The organism is Flavobacterium phycosphaerae, assembly GCF_010119235.1.
Taxonomy (GTDB): domain Bacteria; phylum Bacteroidota; class Bacteroidia; order Flavobacteriales; family Flavobacteriaceae; genus Flavobacterium; species Flavobacterium phycosphaerae.
The window spans coordinates 113,092-128,159 of the sequence record NZ_JAAATZ010000001.1 but is presented as its reverse complement, the minus strand read 5'-3'; the positions used below and the strand labels follow the sequence as shown (position 1 = coordinate 128,159).

The following is a 15,068-nucleotide window of genomic DNA, read 5'->3' as shown; positions in this document are numbered from 1 at the left end:
TTTATTTTGGAAACTTAGTCGTGAACGATAACCCACTCACCCGAGGCCATCATACCTTCCGCTTTTTTGTATTTCATGGTTTCGGTTTTGCCGCTCATTACGTGTTTAATGGTCACGTTATCATTACGGTTGATTTTAGGTTGATCGCGAACGATGGTTTCAGTTACTTGTGGTCGTTGTTGCGTTTGTCCTGCTTCACGATTCGCACTTTCACTGCTTTGGATTTCGTCTTTACTTTCGGTGTAATTTTGTTTTTCACGTACTTGTCGTGCTTCCTGTATGTTTTGGTTTTGTTGCGGTAAGTCGCCTTTGAACAAGAACGAGATTACTTCTTTATTCACGCCGTCCAACATGTTGCGGAACAATTTGAATGCTTCTAATTTATAGATAAGTAACGGGTCTTTTTGTTCGTGTACCGCCAACTGTACCGATTGTTTCAATTCATCCATTTTGCGTAAGTGCTTTTTCCAAGCTTCATCCACTATGGCCAAGGTGATGTTTTTTTCAAAGTCGGCGACCAATTGAGCACCGTTACTATCGAATGCTTTTTTCAAATCGGTTACCACATTCAAGGTTTTGATACCATCCGAAAACGGCACGATGATGCGTTCAAATTTGTTGCCTTCTTTTTGGTATACATCGGCTATGATAGGGAAGGCTTCGCGGGCACTTCTTTCAGTTTTCTCGGTATAATAAGCCAAGGCTGCTTTGTATATTCTACCCGTAATTTCCATTTCGGATAATTTCTCAAAGTCACCGGCGGCAATAGGAGAAGTGATAGAGAAGTAACGAATCAATTCGAATTCAAAGTTTTTGAAATCATTTTTCGCTTTGTTTTCGCCTACGATTAATTCGCAAGTGTCATACATCATATTGGCAATATCCAGTTTCAAACGTTCTCCGTGCAACGCATGACGACGGCGTTTGTAAACTACTTCTCTTTGGGCATTCATAACGTCATCGTATTCTAACAAACGTTTACGGGTACCAAAGTTGTTCTCTTCTACTTTTTTCTGAGCGCGCTCAATCGACTTGGTCATCATAGAGTGCTGAATTACTTCGCCTTCTTTCAAGCCCATACGGTCCATGATTTTGGCTACTCTTTCAGAACCGAATAAACGCATCAGGTTATCTTCCAAAGACACATAGAACTGGGAACTTCCCGGATCTCCCTGACGACCGGCACGACCACGCAACTGGCGGTCTACACGACGCGAATCGTGACGTTCTGTACCGATGATGGCTAAACCTCCGGCGGCTTTAACTTCCGGTGTTAATTTGATGTCGGTTCCACGACCGGCCATATTGGTTGCGATAGTTACTACCCCCGGTTTTCCGGCTTCGGCAACGATATCGGCTTCTTTTTTGTGCATTTTGGCATTCAATACATTGTGAGCTACCCCGCGAATTTTCAGCATTCGGCTTAACAATTCTGAAATCTCTACCGATGTTGTTCCGATAAGTACCGGTCTTCCTGAGGCGGATAATTGCGTTACATCTTCAATCACCGCATTAAATTTCTCACGTACCGAGCGGTAAATCAAATCTTCTTTGTCATGACGAGAGATGCCTTTGTTGGTAGGGATTTCAACTACATCTAATTTGTAGATTTCCCAAAGCTCACCGGCTTCGGTAACGGCAGTTCCGGTCATACCGGCCAATTTGCTGTACATACGGAAATAGTTCTGTAATGTAATGGTAGCAAATGTTTGCGTAGCGGCTTCAATGGTTACTTGCTCTTTGGCTTCAATCGCCTGGTGCAAACCATCAGAATAACGACGACCGTCCATAATACGACCGGTTTGTTCGTCTACAATCAGAATCTTGTTGTCCATGATAACGTATTCTACGTCTTTTTCAAACAAGGTGTAAGCTTTCAACAGCTGGGTAAGCGTATGAATTCGTTCTGATTTGATTCCGAAGTCTTGGAATAATCGTTCTTTGGCTTCGGCTTCTTTGTCTTTTTCTAAGTTTTGTTTTTCGATGTTGGCAATCTCCGTTCCGATGTCCGGTAATACAAAGAAAGTTTCATCAGTATCTTGCGAAAGGAATTTGATTCCGCTATCAGACAACTCCACTTGGTTATTTTTCTCCTCGATTACAAAGTAAAGGGCTTCGTCTACTTCCGGCATTTTGCGGTTGTTGTCGGCCATGTATTCGTTTTCGGTCTTTTGCAATAGTTGTTTTACGCCTTCTTCACTTAAGAATTTGATAAGCGCTTTGTTTTTAGGTAAGGCTCTGTAGGCTCTCAATAATTGGAAACCAGCTTCTTTGTTATTGCCTTCTTTGAACAAACGTTTGGCTTCGGTTAAGAATCCGTTAGCCAATTGACGTTGTAAATTATAAAGGTTTTCAATTTTCGGTTTCAATTCGTTGAACTCGTGGCGGTCACCATCAGGCACCGGACCGGAGATAATCAAAGGCGTACGAGCATCATCAATTAACACCGAATCCACCTCATCGACAATCGCGTAATTGTGTTTTCTTTGTACCAAATCTTCCGGCGAATGGGCCATGTTATCACGCAGGTAATCAAAACCGAATTCGTTATTCGTTCCGTAAGTGATGTCGGCTTCGTAAGCTTTTCTACGAGCGTCAGAGTTTGGCGAGTGGTTGTCAATACAGTCAACAGTTATTCCGTGGAACTCAAATAAAGGTGCTTTCCAAGTACTGTCACGTTTCGCTAAGTAGTCATTCACGGTTACCAAGTGAACACCGTTTCCGGTCAAAGCGTTTAAGTAAAGCGGAAGCGTAGCTACCAATGTTTTACCTTCTCCGGTTTGCATCTCGGCAATTTTACCTTCGTGTAATACGATACCACCAATCAACTGTACGTCGTAGTGAATCATGTCCCAGGTAATTTCTTTACCGGCCGCATTCCAGGAGTTGGCCCAATGGGCTTGGTCACCATCTAGGGTGATGTAGGTTTTCGTGGCCGAAAGCTCTCGGTCTTTTGGTGTAGCCGAAACCGTAATAGACGTGTTTTCTTTGAAACGACGGGCCGTTTCCTTAACTACAGCAAAAGCTTCCGGAAGAATTTCCAATAAAACCTTTTCTGAAATTTCGTAAGCTTCTTTTTCTAAAGCGTCAATGGCGTTGTAGATATCTTCACGTTGGTCGATATCGGCGGTGTTTTCGGCTTCAGCTTTTTTGGCATTTATTTCAGCGTCTTGTTTAGCGCGGGCTTGTTTGATTTTTTCTTTGAATTCCGCCGTCTTCGCACGCAACTCGTCGTGAGAAAGGGTCGCTAATACAGGCTCTAAAGCTTTTATTTTGGTGATATAAGGTTGTGTAGCTTTGACATCTTTTTGCGATTTGTCGCCTACAAAAGCTTTGATAATGCTATTAATGAAACTCATAATGGGTTTGTATTTTTTTATGTTCTAAAAGGTGTGCAAATTTAAACAAAAAAAAAGCCCGAAATGGACTTTTTTCTGTTGTGTTCGTTTATTTTTTTAATATTCATCCTCGTTCCAAAGGTAGTCCTCGTCAGTTGGATAATCCGGCCAAATCTCTTCCATTGACTCGTAAATTTCGCCTTCGTCTTCTATCGATTGTAAATTTTCCACTACTTCAAGTGGAGCTCCTGTTCGTATAGCATAGTCGATAAGTTCGTCTTTGGTAGCTGGCCAAGGGGCATCACTTAAATAGGATGCTAATTCTAATGTCCAATACATCTTCTGTCGATTTTAGTTTATGCAAAAATAAATTTAATACTGAAAAAGTCAAGTTTTTTTTGATTTATTTTTAAGTAAGTTTAAGAACGTGCTTTTTCAGTGACCAGCCACTGTTTTAGTTTACAACAATTGTATACTAAATAAGGCTACTGATTACTTTCTCGGAATCCATTTTACTTCTTCCGCGTGCAGGTCAAGGGACAACTTCCGTGCCAAGACAAAAAGGTAGTCAGAAAGTCGGTTCAGGTACTTAATAACTTGTTCGTCGGTGGGTTCTATTTCGTGTAAATGTACCGCTAAACGCTCGGCTCTACGGCAGACACAGCGGGCAATGTGACAATATGACACGGTAGTATGACCGCCCGGCAAGACAAAGTTTGTCATGGGAGGTAAAGCGGTTTCCATGAGGTCGATTTCGTTTTCTAGAAAAACGATATCTTCTTCGGAAATGCGGTTGATGTTTAAACGGGGTTGGCCATTTTTTAGTATTTCCTTTTCGGGTGGTGTGGCTAGGATGGCGCCCACGGTGAATAAGCGGTCTTGAACCTCAATCAAAACGTTTTTGTACAAAACATTGATGTCTTGGTCTCGGATTAAACCGATATGGGAATTGAGTTCGTCAACGGTGCCGTAGCTTTCGATGCGAATATGGTGTTTTGGGACACGGGTGCCGCCAAAGAGTGCGGTGGTACCGGTGTCGCCGGTTTTGGTATAGACTTTCATGGTTGAATTAGGAATTAGGAATTAGGAATTAGGAATTCATAATTCGATATATTTGATTCCAAAGGTAACAAAAATACAAATGGATTACCAATTAGCCCTGATGGGAGTGGCACCTTGTAGAACGGACAGCAGGAAAAAGGATTACTGATAAAGCCCGAGCCTTTCGCTTCTTATTTTAAAGATGTTCCGGATTGGGGCTGTCACTTTCAATCAACCCGTCGCGCAAACGGATGATGCGGTGGGCGTATTTGGCGATGTCTTCTTCGTGGGTTACCAAAATTACCGTGTTGCCGTTTTTGTGAATGTCGTTGAACAGGTTCATGATTTCGACCGAAGTTTTACTGTCGAGGTTTCCGGTGGGTTCATCAGCCAGGATGATGGAAGGTTTGTTGACCAAGGCTCTGGCAATGGCTACACGTTGGCGTTGTCCTCCTGAAAGTTGGTTGGGCTGGTGGTCCATACGGTCGGCTAAATTTACTTGAGTCAGTACTTCGGTGGCACGTTCGTTTCTTTCGTTTTTAGCGTAACCAGCGTAAATCATGGGCAAAGCTACGTTGTCTAAAGCTGTGGTTCTTGGCAAAAGATTGAAGGTTTGGAAGACGAATCCGATTTCTTTGTTTCGGATTTCGGCTAAGTCGTCGTCGTGCATTTGGCTGACGTCTTTTCCGTTCAAAATATAGCTTCCCGAAGTGGGTGTGTCCAAACAGCCTAAAAGGTTCATCAAGGTAGATTTTCCTGAACCTGACGGTCCCATCAGTGCTACATATTCGCCTTTATTGATTTCTAAATCGATGCCTTTTAAAACGTAGATGGTTTCGCTCCCTAGTTGGAAATCACGTTTCAGGTTGCTTATTTTGATTAATGGGTTTGCCATTGGAATTGTGAGTTGTGAATTGTGAATGGTAAATATAAGTAATCTGTAGTGAGGATTTGTTACACTATATTATATTCTTATCACAAAATGCTCTTTCGGTTGTTCTTTTCTGAAGAATACCAATCCCCATTGAAACGTATCAATTGTTACTGTTACTTTCGGATGATTCTTTATGGTTTTCCAAGCTTCTTCCATGTCTTTTGACCAATGTATGTCGTCAAAAATCCAGACGGTTTCGTTGGTAATGGTTGGTAGTAATAATTCAAAATAGTCTAACGTGGCTTGTTTAGAATGGTTGCCGTCAAAGTAAATTAAGTCGAAAGTCGAAAGTCGAAAGTCAAAAGGTTTGAGGTAAGTTGAAAATTCAGCAACAATAAATTCAGCCTTTAGGGTCAAATTTTCAAATTGTTTTTGAGCTATTGCGGATGTGTTTTGGCAACCTTCAAGGGTGATGATTTTAGCTTTCGGATTTCCCAATGAAAGTGCTGAAGTTGCCAATCCTAAAGAAGTTCCGATTTCTAAAATATTCTCAGGCTTGAAATAATTCGTGATACGGAATAATAATTCGGCTCTTTTCTTTGAAATTCCGGCGTTCTTGGCAATTTGATTGATGGCTCTGGTGTTGCTTTTGAAAACGCGTGAACCTGCTCCGAAGTCGGTGACTTCAATCGTATTTTTGTTTTGTAAAAGAGTGTTTCGGTAGTTTTTTAAAAGCGCGTATTCGGCATACTCTTTCTTATCATAAAAACATTTGGTTACTAACGAAAAAACAAAAGGGGAATGTACCCCATGTTCGTTTTTAGAGTGCCAAAGGAAATTGAGATATGATTTTACGATATGAAACATTACTCCATTTTTGACGATAATTCAAACCAGCGTTCTTCTTTTTCTTCCAACTTGGTAATAATCGCTTGCAGTTCGTTGGCTTTGGTTGTGATGTCGGCATCGGCCACTTTTCCTTCCGCGAATTGGTTTTCGATTTGTTTTTTCTCGTATTCCAAATCCTTGATTTCGCGTTCGATTTTATTGAACTCTTTTTGCTCGTTAAAATTCAGGCCTGAAGTAGTTGGATTGTTTTGTTTCCAGTTCACTTTTTCGGTCGAAACATTTGATAAACCTTTTGGTTCCGCCGAATCTTCATAGGCTCTGAAGTCTGAATAATTCCCGGGGAAATCTTCTATCTGTCCTTCGCCTCTGAAAATAAACAGGTGGTCTACAATCTTATCCATAAAATACCGGTCGTGCGAAACCACCAATAAACAACCCGGATAATCCAGTAGGAAACTTTCCAATACATTTAAGGTCACAATATCCAAGTCGTTTGTAGGCTCATCTAAGATTAAAAAGTTGGGATTCTGAATTAAAACGGTACATAAATACAGTCGCTTTAACTCACCACCACTTAGTTTTTCCACAAAGTCGTATTGCTTTTTGGCATCAAATAAAAAGCGTTCCAGCAATTGCGAGGCCGAAATGATTTTGCCTTTTGTTAGCGGAATGAATTCACCGTATTCTTTAATAATGTCAATTACTTTTTGTCCAGGTTTCGGATTGATGCCGCTTTGGGTGTAGTAACCCACTTTTATAGTGTCGCCAATCACCACTTTCCCGGCATCGGGTACCATAGTTTTGGTAAGTATGTTTAGGAAAGTCGATTTCCCGGTTCCGTTTTTACCAATGATACCAATGCGTTCCCCGCGTTGAAAATCATAACTGAAGTTGTCGAGTATGGTTTTGTCTTTGAACTTTTTATATAATTTGTGCAGCTCAATAATCTTACTGCCCATGCGCTCCATATTGATTTCGAGCTCTACCACGTTTTCTTTTCTTCGGCTTTCCGCTACTTCTTTGATCTTGTAAAAATCATCCTGACGCGATTTCGATTTGGTCGTTCTCGCTTTAGGTTGGCGACGCATCCAAGCCAATTCTTTCACAAATAAGTTTTGTGCTTTGTCTATGGTGGAGTTTTCCATGGCAATACGCTCTTCTTTTTTCTGTAAATAATAGGAGTAATTGCCTTTGTAATTGTATAGCTTTCCGTTATCTAACTCGATGATTTCATTACACACACGCTCCAAAAAGAACCTGTCATGCGTAACCATAAATAAGGTGATGTTTTCTTTGGCAAAATAGCTCTCCAACCATTCAATCATCTCTAAATCGAGGTGATTGGTAGGCTCATCCAATATCAATAAATCCGGACGATTAATCAAAATAATAGCCAAAGATAAACGCTTTTTCTGCCCACCCGAAAGCGATTTGACTTTCAGTTTTAAATCATCCAATTTCAGTTTGGATAAAATCTGTTTGAACTGCGTTTCAAAATCCCAGGCATTGTGCCGGTCCATTTCATCAAAAGCCAATTGGTATTTTTCCTCATCTTCGGGATTTTCCAAAGCTTTTTCGTAACGTTCAATGATATGCAAAATTTCATTGTCCGAAGCAAAAACACTTTCCTCAATAGTTAATTCGTCCTGAAGATTATTGTTTTGGGAAAGAAACGCCATTTTAATTCCTTTTCTGATGATAATCTGTCCGGTATCGGGTTCGTCATCGCCATTAATCATGCGCATGATTTGGGTTTTGCCCGAACCGTTTTTGGCAATGAAAGCAATTTTTTGGTCTTTATTGATACCGAATGAAATGTCCTTAAACAAGGTTCTTTCGCCAAACGATTTTGATATATTTTCTACTGAAAGATAGTTCACTTTTGAGTTATGAGTTACGAATTATAAGTTATGAGTTATAACATTTTCGGCAAAAGTAACTCAAATTTCTAACAATCTAAAGGTGCAGCCGTATCTAATAATCTAACAATCCATTATATTTGTCCAATGCAACTATCGGTCATCATCCTTAATTATAACGTACGCTATTTTTTGGAGCTCTGTGTCTTGAGTGTCCAAAAGGCCATTCAAAATATAGAAGCCGAAATCATAGTGGTGGATAATAATTCTTCTGATGACAGCTGCGCCATGATGCAACAACGTTTTCCTAATGTCAAACTCATTCAAAACAAAGAAAACGCAGGCTTCCCCAAAGGCAATAATATAGGAGTAGCACAAACCAAAGGCGAATACATTTGCATCCTAAATCCCGATACCGTAGTCGCCGAAGATACTTTTGAAAAAGTACTGGCTTTTGCCAAAAGCAAAATCGATTTGGGTATAGTGGGCTGCAAACTTATTGATGGTACCGGAAAGTTTTTACCGGAAAGTAAACGCGGCATTCCAACGCCTTGGGTAGCTTTTACCAAGATTTTCGGCTTGTACAAAATGTTCCCGAATTCGGCTCTTTTCAATAAATATTACGCACAACATCTTGGCGAAAACCAAACCGGAAAAGTCGAAATTCTCGTTGGGGCTTTTATGGTCATGAAGCGTGAATTGTATATTGAACTGGGTGGTTTTGATGAAAATTGTTTCATGTATTCGGATGACATTGACTTGAGTTATATGGCTTTGCAAAAAGGGAAATCTAATTATTATTTCCCCGAAACCACCGTCATACATTATAAAGGAGAAAGCACCGTCAAAGACGGAACCTACATGAAACGCTTTCAGGAAGCGATGAATTTCTTTTATCAAAAACATTTTAAAGTTTCGGTTTTCTTCTCATTGTTTATGAAAATAGGGATAGTTTTCTTCTCCTTGGTTAAAATGTTTCAGGGAAAATCAAAAGCAAAACAGACTCCTGAGCGGTATATTCTGATTTCAAATAAGGAAGCCACCAAAGAAATAGTGGAACAAAAGCTTCAAAAAAATACAATCAGAAAGGCCCCGGAAAACGGAAAAATAGTATTTTCGCAAACGATTTCGAAAGGCAAAAACGAAGAAATAATCTTGGATTTAAACGACGTAAGCTTTAGAGAATCCATCCGTTTTTTAGAAGTAAATGCAACTAATGCATTTACTTTTAAATTGTTACCGCCTGAGAGCCATTTCATCATTGGAAGCAACAGCAGTAACGACAGAGGTGAAGTGGTGCTAATTTAGGATTTGGAAATTAGGATTAAGGATTTTAAATTAAAAAAGATTCTTGCTAACCCACAAGATTTAGTATTTTTGCACACGAAATAACAAAACACAACTTTAGAGTATCAATATGGCAAAGTTTGAATTGAAATTACCTAAAATGGGTGAAAGCGTTGCGGAAGCAACGATTACAAATTGGTTAAAAAATGTAGGCGAAACAATAGCTGCCGACGAAGCCGTTTTGGAAATCGCTACTGATAAAGTCGATAGCGAAGTGCCAAGCGAAGTTTCGGGTACCTTAACCGAAATTTTATTCCAGGTAAATGATGTAGTAAAAGTGGGGCAGACGATAGCCATTATTGAAACGGAAGGCGGAAGCGTAGCTGCTGCTCCGGTTGCCGAAACTGTGGCCGCTCCGGTTGCTGAAGTGGTTAAAACCGTTGAAGTTGCCCAAACCATTGCCGCTCCGGCCGATTTCAAATCGTCAGACAAATTCTTCTCTCCATTGGTAAAAAATATTGCCACGGCTGAAGGCATTGCGCTTACTGAATTAGAAAGCATTGCCGGTTCCGGAAAAGACGGACGTGTTACGAAAGAAGACATTTTAAATTATATCAAAAACAGAGGCAGTCAACCTGCTGCTGCCACTCCGGCTCCTGTTGCCGCAGCTGCTCCTAAAACAACGGCTCCAATCGCAACTCCGGTATCGGTAAACGGTGGTGACGAAATCGTAGAAATGGACCGCATGCGTAAGCTAATCTCGGGCTACATGGTAGCATCGGTACAAACATCGGCGCACGTACAATCGTTCATAGAAGTGGATGTGACCAATATCGTAAAATGGAGAGATCGCGTGAAAAATGCTTTCGAAAAGAGAGAAGGCGAGAAGTTGACTTTCACCCCAATCTTTATGGAAGCCGTGGCCAAAGCCTTAAAGGATTTCCCGGGAATGAATATTTCAGTTGATGGTGAATTTATTATTAAACGTAAAAATATCAACTTAGGAATGGCGGCTGCTTTACCTAATGGAAACTTAATCGTACCGGTAATTAAAAATGCTGACCAATTGAACTTGGTAGGGATGGCTAAAGCGGTAAACGATTTAGGTAATCGTGCCAAAGCCGGTAAACTAAAACCGGACGATACGCAAGGCGGAACATACACCGTGACGAATGTGGGAACTTTTGGTTCTGTTTTCGGAACACCAATCATCAACCAGCCACAAGTAGGAATCCTTGCTTTAGGAGCTATTCGTAAAGTGCCTGCAGTTATCGAGACTCCGGAAGGAGACTTCATAGGAATCCGTCAAAAAATGTTCTTATCGCACAGTTACGATCATCGTGTGGTAGATGGGCCTTAGGAGGAAGCTTTGTAAAACGCGTAGCTGAATACCTCGAAGCCTTTGATGTGAACAGAGAATATTAAAAACATATAAACCCCGACTAATCCTCGGGTTTTGTATTATTTCACCATTGATGCTAATGACCGCTTTGTCAACAAACCGACATTCCCCTTTCTTAAAAACATCATTATTAGCCAAAACTACTTCATAAGTATAAACACCTTTTGGTAACTCATAGAAGAATTCTTTGCTGTCTTTCTGAATGACCAACTCTTTTCTGATTTCGTCTCCGTCTTCGGTTTGTCGCGTAATGATGAATGTGATTTTGTCTGTTAGTTTATTTTTGACGCACACACTTTCTACAGTAGTACTGGTCTCTTTTTCGGATTTGTTCGAAGAAAAAATAGTGATTAAACCACCAAATAATAATTCACCACCCCGAATTAGGTTTACGGTGTCTGATTGAGCATTGGCTATTGTTGGCACTAATAAAAGAGAGGCCAATACCGATTTGAATGTCACAGAGAGGCTGCAGTTGGAAATAGGATTCATAATAAAACAGGATTAAAAAGTTAGCGTAACCGTTTTGCATAATGAATCGTTTTTAAACCAATTGATAGGGTAAAGTTGCGGCAATAAAAACCACATTCCAAAAGGCAAACTTTTAAAGTTAATAAGGGGTCTTTTAAATTTTATAAGTTTTATTATAACACGACTTATCACACAATAATTTTAACATTATTTCGTTATAGTATAAGTACTTAGCGTTGTGATTTGCCATTTCATTTCAGCTACTATTCTCTAACTAATTTTAAACTGCTTAACTATGACCACCGGAACTAAAATTCGCTATCTCAGAGAGAAAAAAAGATTATCACAGGAAGAATTGGCTCATCTTGTCGGGGTGAGTCAGGTAACTATCGGCAACTGGGAACAAGGTAAAAGTATCCGGCATGAGCACATCAAAAAACTGGCTGAAGCCTTAGAAATACAAATGGATTATTTGTTTCACGAAGAAAAAACTACTGCAGCTACAGTGTATAATTCAGCAGTAAATCCTACCGATAAAGGTTTCGAAATCATCATAAAAGCACCCAATAATTTTTTTGAGGATTTGAACCGTAAAATGGATTTTATCATCACTAAATTTGATACCACAAAATAATACTAAACGCCAAAATAAGTAGCAGTCAACCCTTTCCTATTGTGAAAGGGTTTTTTGTATAAAAAAAAGCAAAACTTTTAAAATAATCGACCAACGGTAACCGCAATATTTTATATTTGTCGACTTAACATTTTACAATGGAATTAAAACTCAACAGACCCATTTGCTTTTTCGATTTAGAAACCACAGGAATCGATGTGGCCAAAGACCGAATCGTTGAAATCTCGATTTTTAAAGTCTATCCCAACGGCAATAAAGAAAGCAAAACTTGGCTGGTGAATCCTACTATTCCTATTCCGGCAAGTGCTACCGCCGTGCATGGTATTTCCAATGAAAAAGTGGCTAATGAGCCCACATTCAAGGAACTCGCCGGGCAAGTGCATAATATGATTAAAGATTCTGATTTGGCCGGATTCAATTCGGATCGATTTGATATTCCGCTTTTGGCCGAAGAATTATTGCGAGCTGAGGTTGATTTTGATATGAAAAACCGAGTGTCAGTGGATGTGCAAACCATCTTCCATAAAAAAGAAGAAAGAACCCTGAGTGCCGCTTATAAGTTTTACTGCAACAGTAGTTTGGAAAATGCCCATTCGGCAGAAGCAGATACGATGGCTACATACGAAATCCTAAAAGCTCAATTAGACCGTTACGACGATTTAGAAAACGATATGAAAACGCTGTCCGAATTCACCACCCGAAAAAAATCGGTCGACTTTGCCGGTTTTATCGCTTTGAATGCCGAAGGACAGGAAATCTTCACTTTCGGGAAACACAAAGGGGTGTTGGTAGATGAGGTTTTGGATAAAGAACCGGGTTATTTCGGTTGGATTCAAAATGCCGAATTTCCGCTATACACCAAGAAAGTGTTAACCGCAATCAAGTTGAGAAAACTAAACAATAAATTCAGTTAATTTCCGTTTTATCCTTCATGAAAATAATCTGCATCGGAAGAAATTACGTCAACCATATTGAGGAGCTCAACAATGAGCGTCCTGAGGAACCTGTAATTTTTCTGAAACCGGATACGGCTGTAGTGCCTAAGAAATTCCCTTTCTTCATCCCGGCTTTCAGTAACGAAATTCACCACGAAGTAGAGATTTTAGTTAAAATCAACAAAGTGGGGAAATACATTGATACCAAGTTTGCTCACAAATATTACGATGAAATAGGATTGGGCATCGATTTTACTGCAAGAGATGTTCAAAATAAATTAAAAGAAAAAGGACTTCCTTGGGAAAAAGCCAAAGGTTTTGACGGTTCAGCGGTAATTGGTGACTTTCTTCCGAAAAATAATTTTATTTCAGTCGAAAATATTACTTTTGAGTTGAAAAATAACGGCCAAACCGTTCAAAAAGGAAATACCAGCCACATGTTGTGGAAAATTGACGAAATAATTTCCCATATTTCGCAGTATTTCACACTAAAAAAAGGTGATATTATTTTCACCGGAACACCCGAAGGCGTTGCCAAAGTAGCTCCCAACGATGTTTTAGAAGGATTTATAGACAATAAACAACTATTACGAATACACGTTAAATAATGGCAATAAATTACAACCTAGCAAAAGTTTACGCGCTGTCTGACAATGACCCCGAATTTGTTATGCAAATCATCACATTGTTTGTTACAGAGGTACCCGAAGACATGAAACAAATTGATTTGGGCATCAAAACCAAAGACCACAAATTGGCTTACAGTTACGCACACAAAATAAAACCAAGTTTGGATTTATTGGGCATGACCGTAGCCTTTGAAGAAATCCTTCAGGTAGAAGCCTGGACCAAAAGAGAAGGCAAACGCAAAGAAATTGTCGACACTTTTGAAAGTATTCAAAATCAGGTTGAAAAAGCGGTTAAAGAAATCAAGAAAGATTTTGAAATGTAAAATAAGAAGCGAAAGGCTCGGGCAATATCAGTAATGGTATTTCCCGTTTTCCGCTCTACAAGGTGCCGCTGCAACCGGGGCTAGTCAGGATTCCATTTCTAAATCCTAAATCCCAATTCCTAAATCCGCAATTTCTAATGAAAGCAACCATAGTAACCATTGGCGACGAAATTCTCATCGGGCAAATCGTAGACACTAATTCCGGTTATATTGCCAAAGCGTTAGATAAGATTGGAGTGCAAACCCACGAAATGCTCTCCATTTCCGATGATAAACAACACATTTTAACTACGTTTGCCTCACTGCAAAACAAAGTCGATTTGGTCATTATCACCGGTGGCTTAGGGCCAACCAAAGACGACATTACCAAACACACTTTTTGTGAATATTTTGAGGATACCCTCGTGGTAAATCCAAAAGTAGAAGCCCATGTTATTGAATTAATAGAAGGCTTTTACAAAAGACCCATTACCCAATTAAATCGCGATCAGGCCTTAGTGCCGTCTAAATGCGAAGTGCTTTTCAATAAAATGGGAACCGCGCCCGGCATGTGGATGAAAAAGGAGAACACCGTTTATATTTCTTTACCTGGAGTGCCTTATGAAATGAAGTATATCGTTGACAACGAAATCATTCCAAAAGTCGTAAAAGAGTACAAGCGACCTTACTTCGTTCACAAAACCATACTCACTTACGGACAAGGAGAAAGCCTGATTGCTGAGCGCATTGAACATTGGGAAAACAGTTTGCCTGAGTTTATAAAGCTCGCTTATTTACCCAATCCCGGCAGAGTGCGTTTGCGCTTAACGGCTCGCGGTGAAAACAAAGAAACTCTGGAAAAAGCCATACAAGAAAATGTAGATTCTTTAACCAAAATCATTGGTGATATCATAGTCGGCTTTGATGAAGATCAAACCATAGAAGTAGTTTTGGGACGATTGTTAGCACAACAAGGCAAAACCATAGCCACAGCCGAAAGTTGTACTGGAGGCAAAATCGCTCAAATGTTTACTTCCGTAGCGGGTTCATCGCATTATTTCAGAGGCAGTGTGGTGAGTTATGCTACCGATACCAAAGTTTCTGTCTTGGGTGTTTTACCAAGTACAATTAGCAAGCATACGGTGGTTAGCGGCGAAGTAGCCAAAGAAATGGCTGTCGGAATTAAAAAGTTGATGCAAACGGATTACGCCATTGCTACAACAGGAAATGCAGGACCGGCTAAAGGTGATGCAGATGCTGAAGTGGGTACCGTTTTTATCGCTTTGGCTACACCGGAGGAAATAATAATTGAAGAATTTAATTTCGGTCAACCTCGTGAAAAAGTGATAGATAGAACGGCAAATAAAGCGTTAGAAATGTTGCAGAAAGAAATTTTTAAAAAACTGCCATAATTTTTTTGTTACAATGATTTATTTTGCTTAAGTTT

Annotated in this window: 12 protein-coding genes and 1 pseudogene; 7 read left to right on the top strand and 6 right to left on the bottom strand. The window is 39.9% G+C overall.

Going from position 1 to position 15,068, the window contains the following annotated elements:
• Positions 1-14: 14 nt before the first annotated feature.
• From secA to GUU89_RS00575, 6 genes are all read right to left on the bottom strand, one after another.
• Positions 15-3,359, bottom strand: a complete 3,345-nt coding sequence (gene secA, locus GUU89_RS00600) for a preprotein translocase subunit SecA (RefSeq protein WP_162126126.1) — start codon at positions 3,357-3,359, stop codon at positions 15-17.
• Positions 3,360-3,455: 96 nt separating this feature from the next.
• Complete coding sequence (locus GUU89_RS00595) at positions 3,456-3,677, bottom strand: DUF2795 domain-containing protein (RefSeq protein WP_002986941.1); 222 nt, start codon at positions 3,675-3,677, stop codon at positions 3,456-3,458.
• A 153-nt stretch (positions 3,678-3,830) separates the two neighbouring features.
• Positions 3,831-4,400, bottom strand: a complete 570-nt coding sequence (locus GUU89_RS00590; protein ID WP_162126125.1) for a cob(I)yrinic acid a,c-diamide adenosyltransferase — start codon at positions 4,398-4,400, stop codon at positions 3,831-3,833.
• A gap of 175 nt (positions 4,401-4,575) precedes the next feature.
• Complete coding sequence (locus GUU89_RS00585; RefSeq protein ID WP_162126124.1) at positions 4,576-5,274, bottom strand: ABC transporter ATP-binding protein; 699 nt, start codon at positions 5,272-5,274, stop codon at positions 4,576-4,578.
• 69 nt (positions 5,275-5,343) lie between these two features.
• Positions 5,344-6,120, bottom strand: coding sequence for an O-methyltransferase (locus GUU89_RS00580; protein WP_162126123.1), 777 nt, complete (start codon positions 6,118-6,120; stop codon positions 5,344-5,346).
• Complete coding sequence (locus tag GUU89_RS00575) at positions 6,120-7,982, bottom strand: ABC-F family ATP-binding cassette domain-containing protein (RefSeq protein WP_162126122.1); 1,863 nt, start codon at positions 7,980-7,982, stop codon at positions 6,120-6,122. The genes GUU89_RS00580 and GUU89_RS00575 overlap by 1 nt, the downstream gene beginning before the upstream one ends.
• Before the next feature lie 126 nt (positions 7,983-8,108).
• Between GUU89_RS00575 and GUU89_RS00570 the strand changes: the two genes are divergently transcribed.
• From GUU89_RS00570 to GUU89_RS00535, 7 genes and pseudogenes are all read left to right on the top strand, one after another.
• Entirely contained in the window at positions 8,109-9,269 is a 1,161-nt protein-coding gene (locus GUU89_RS00570; protein ID WP_162126121.1) for a glycosyltransferase family 2 protein, read from the top strand.
• A gap of 109 nt (positions 9,270-9,378) precedes the next feature.
• Positions 9,379-10,673: pseudogene (locus tag GUU89_RS00565) on the top strand (dihydrolipoamide acetyltransferase family protein).
• 743 nt (positions 10,674-11,416) lie between these two features.
• Positions 11,417-11,755 (top strand): helix-turn-helix domain-containing protein, encoded by a 339-nt coding sequence (locus GUU89_RS00555; protein WP_162126120.1) that lies wholly within the window; start codon positions 11,417-11,419, stop codon positions 11,753-11,755.
• Between the two features lie 137 nt (positions 11,756-11,892).
• Entirely contained in the window at positions 11,893-12,669 is a 777-nt protein-coding gene (locus GUU89_RS00550) for a 3'-5' exonuclease (RefSeq protein WP_162126119.1), read from the top strand.
• A 17-nt stretch (positions 12,670-12,686) separates the two neighbouring features.
• Positions 12,687-13,298, top strand: a complete 612-nt coding sequence (locus tag GUU89_RS00545) for a fumarylacetoacetate hydrolase family protein (protein WP_162126118.1) — start codon at positions 12,687-12,689, stop codon at positions 13,296-13,298.
• On the top strand, positions 13,298-13,642 hold the full coding sequence (locus GUU89_RS00540) for an Hpt domain-containing protein (RefSeq protein WP_162126117.1): 345 nt from the start codon (positions 13,298-13,300) through the stop codon (positions 13,640-13,642). The genes GUU89_RS00545 and GUU89_RS00540 overlap by 1 nt, the downstream gene beginning before the upstream one ends.
• 137 nt (positions 13,643-13,779) lie before the next feature.
• Entirely contained in the window at positions 13,780-15,033 is a 1,254-nt protein-coding gene (locus GUU89_RS00535; RefSeq protein ID WP_162126116.1) for a CinA family nicotinamide mononucleotide deamidase-related protein, read from the top strand.
• Positions 15,034-15,068: the final 35 nt, after the last annotated feature.

What these genes read in the sequence shown, in the direction of transcription:
- secA (WP_162126126.1), bottom strand. Translation starts at nt 3,359, where the DNA reads ATGAGTTTCATTAATAGCATTATCAAAGCTTTTGTAGGCGACAAATCG.
- GUU89_RS00595 (WP_002986941.1), bottom strand. Translation starts at nt 3,677, where the DNA reads ATGTATTGGACATTAGAATTAGCATCCTATTTAAGTGATGCCCCTTGG.
- GUU89_RS00590 (WP_162126125.1), bottom strand. Translation starts at nt 4,400, where the DNA reads ATGAAAGTCTATACCAAAACCGGCGACACCGGTACCACCGCACTCTTT.
- GUU89_RS00585 (WP_162126124.1), bottom strand. Translation starts at nt 5,274, where the DNA reads ATGGCAAACCCATTAATCAAAATAAGCAACCTGAAACGTGATTTCCAA.
- GUU89_RS00580 (WP_162126123.1), bottom strand. Translation starts at nt 6,120, where the DNA reads ATGTTTCATATCGTAAAATCATATCTCAATTTCCTTTGGCACTCTAAA.
- GUU89_RS00570 (WP_162126121.1), top strand. Translation starts at nt 8,109, where the DNA reads ATGCAACTATCGGTCATCATCCTTAATTATAACGTACGCTATTTTTTG.
- GUU89_RS00555 (WP_162126120.1), top strand. Translation starts at nt 11,417, where the DNA reads ATGACCACCGGAACTAAAATTCGCTATCTCAGAGAGAAAAAAAGATTA.
- GUU89_RS00550 (WP_162126119.1), top strand. Translation starts at nt 11,893, where the DNA reads ATGGAATTAAAACTCAACAGACCCATTTGCTTTTTCGATTTAGAAACC.
- GUU89_RS00545 (WP_162126118.1), top strand. Translation starts at nt 12,687, where the DNA reads ATGAAAATAATCTGCATCGGAAGAAATTACGTCAACCATATTGAGGAG.
- GUU89_RS00540 (WP_162126117.1), top strand. Translation starts at nt 13,298, where the DNA reads ATGGCAATAAATTACAACCTAGCAAAAGTTTACGCGCTGTCTGACAAT.
- GUU89_RS00535 (WP_162126116.1), top strand. Translation starts at nt 13,780, where the DNA reads ATGAAAGCAACCATAGTAACCATTGGCGACGAAATTCTCATCGGGCAA.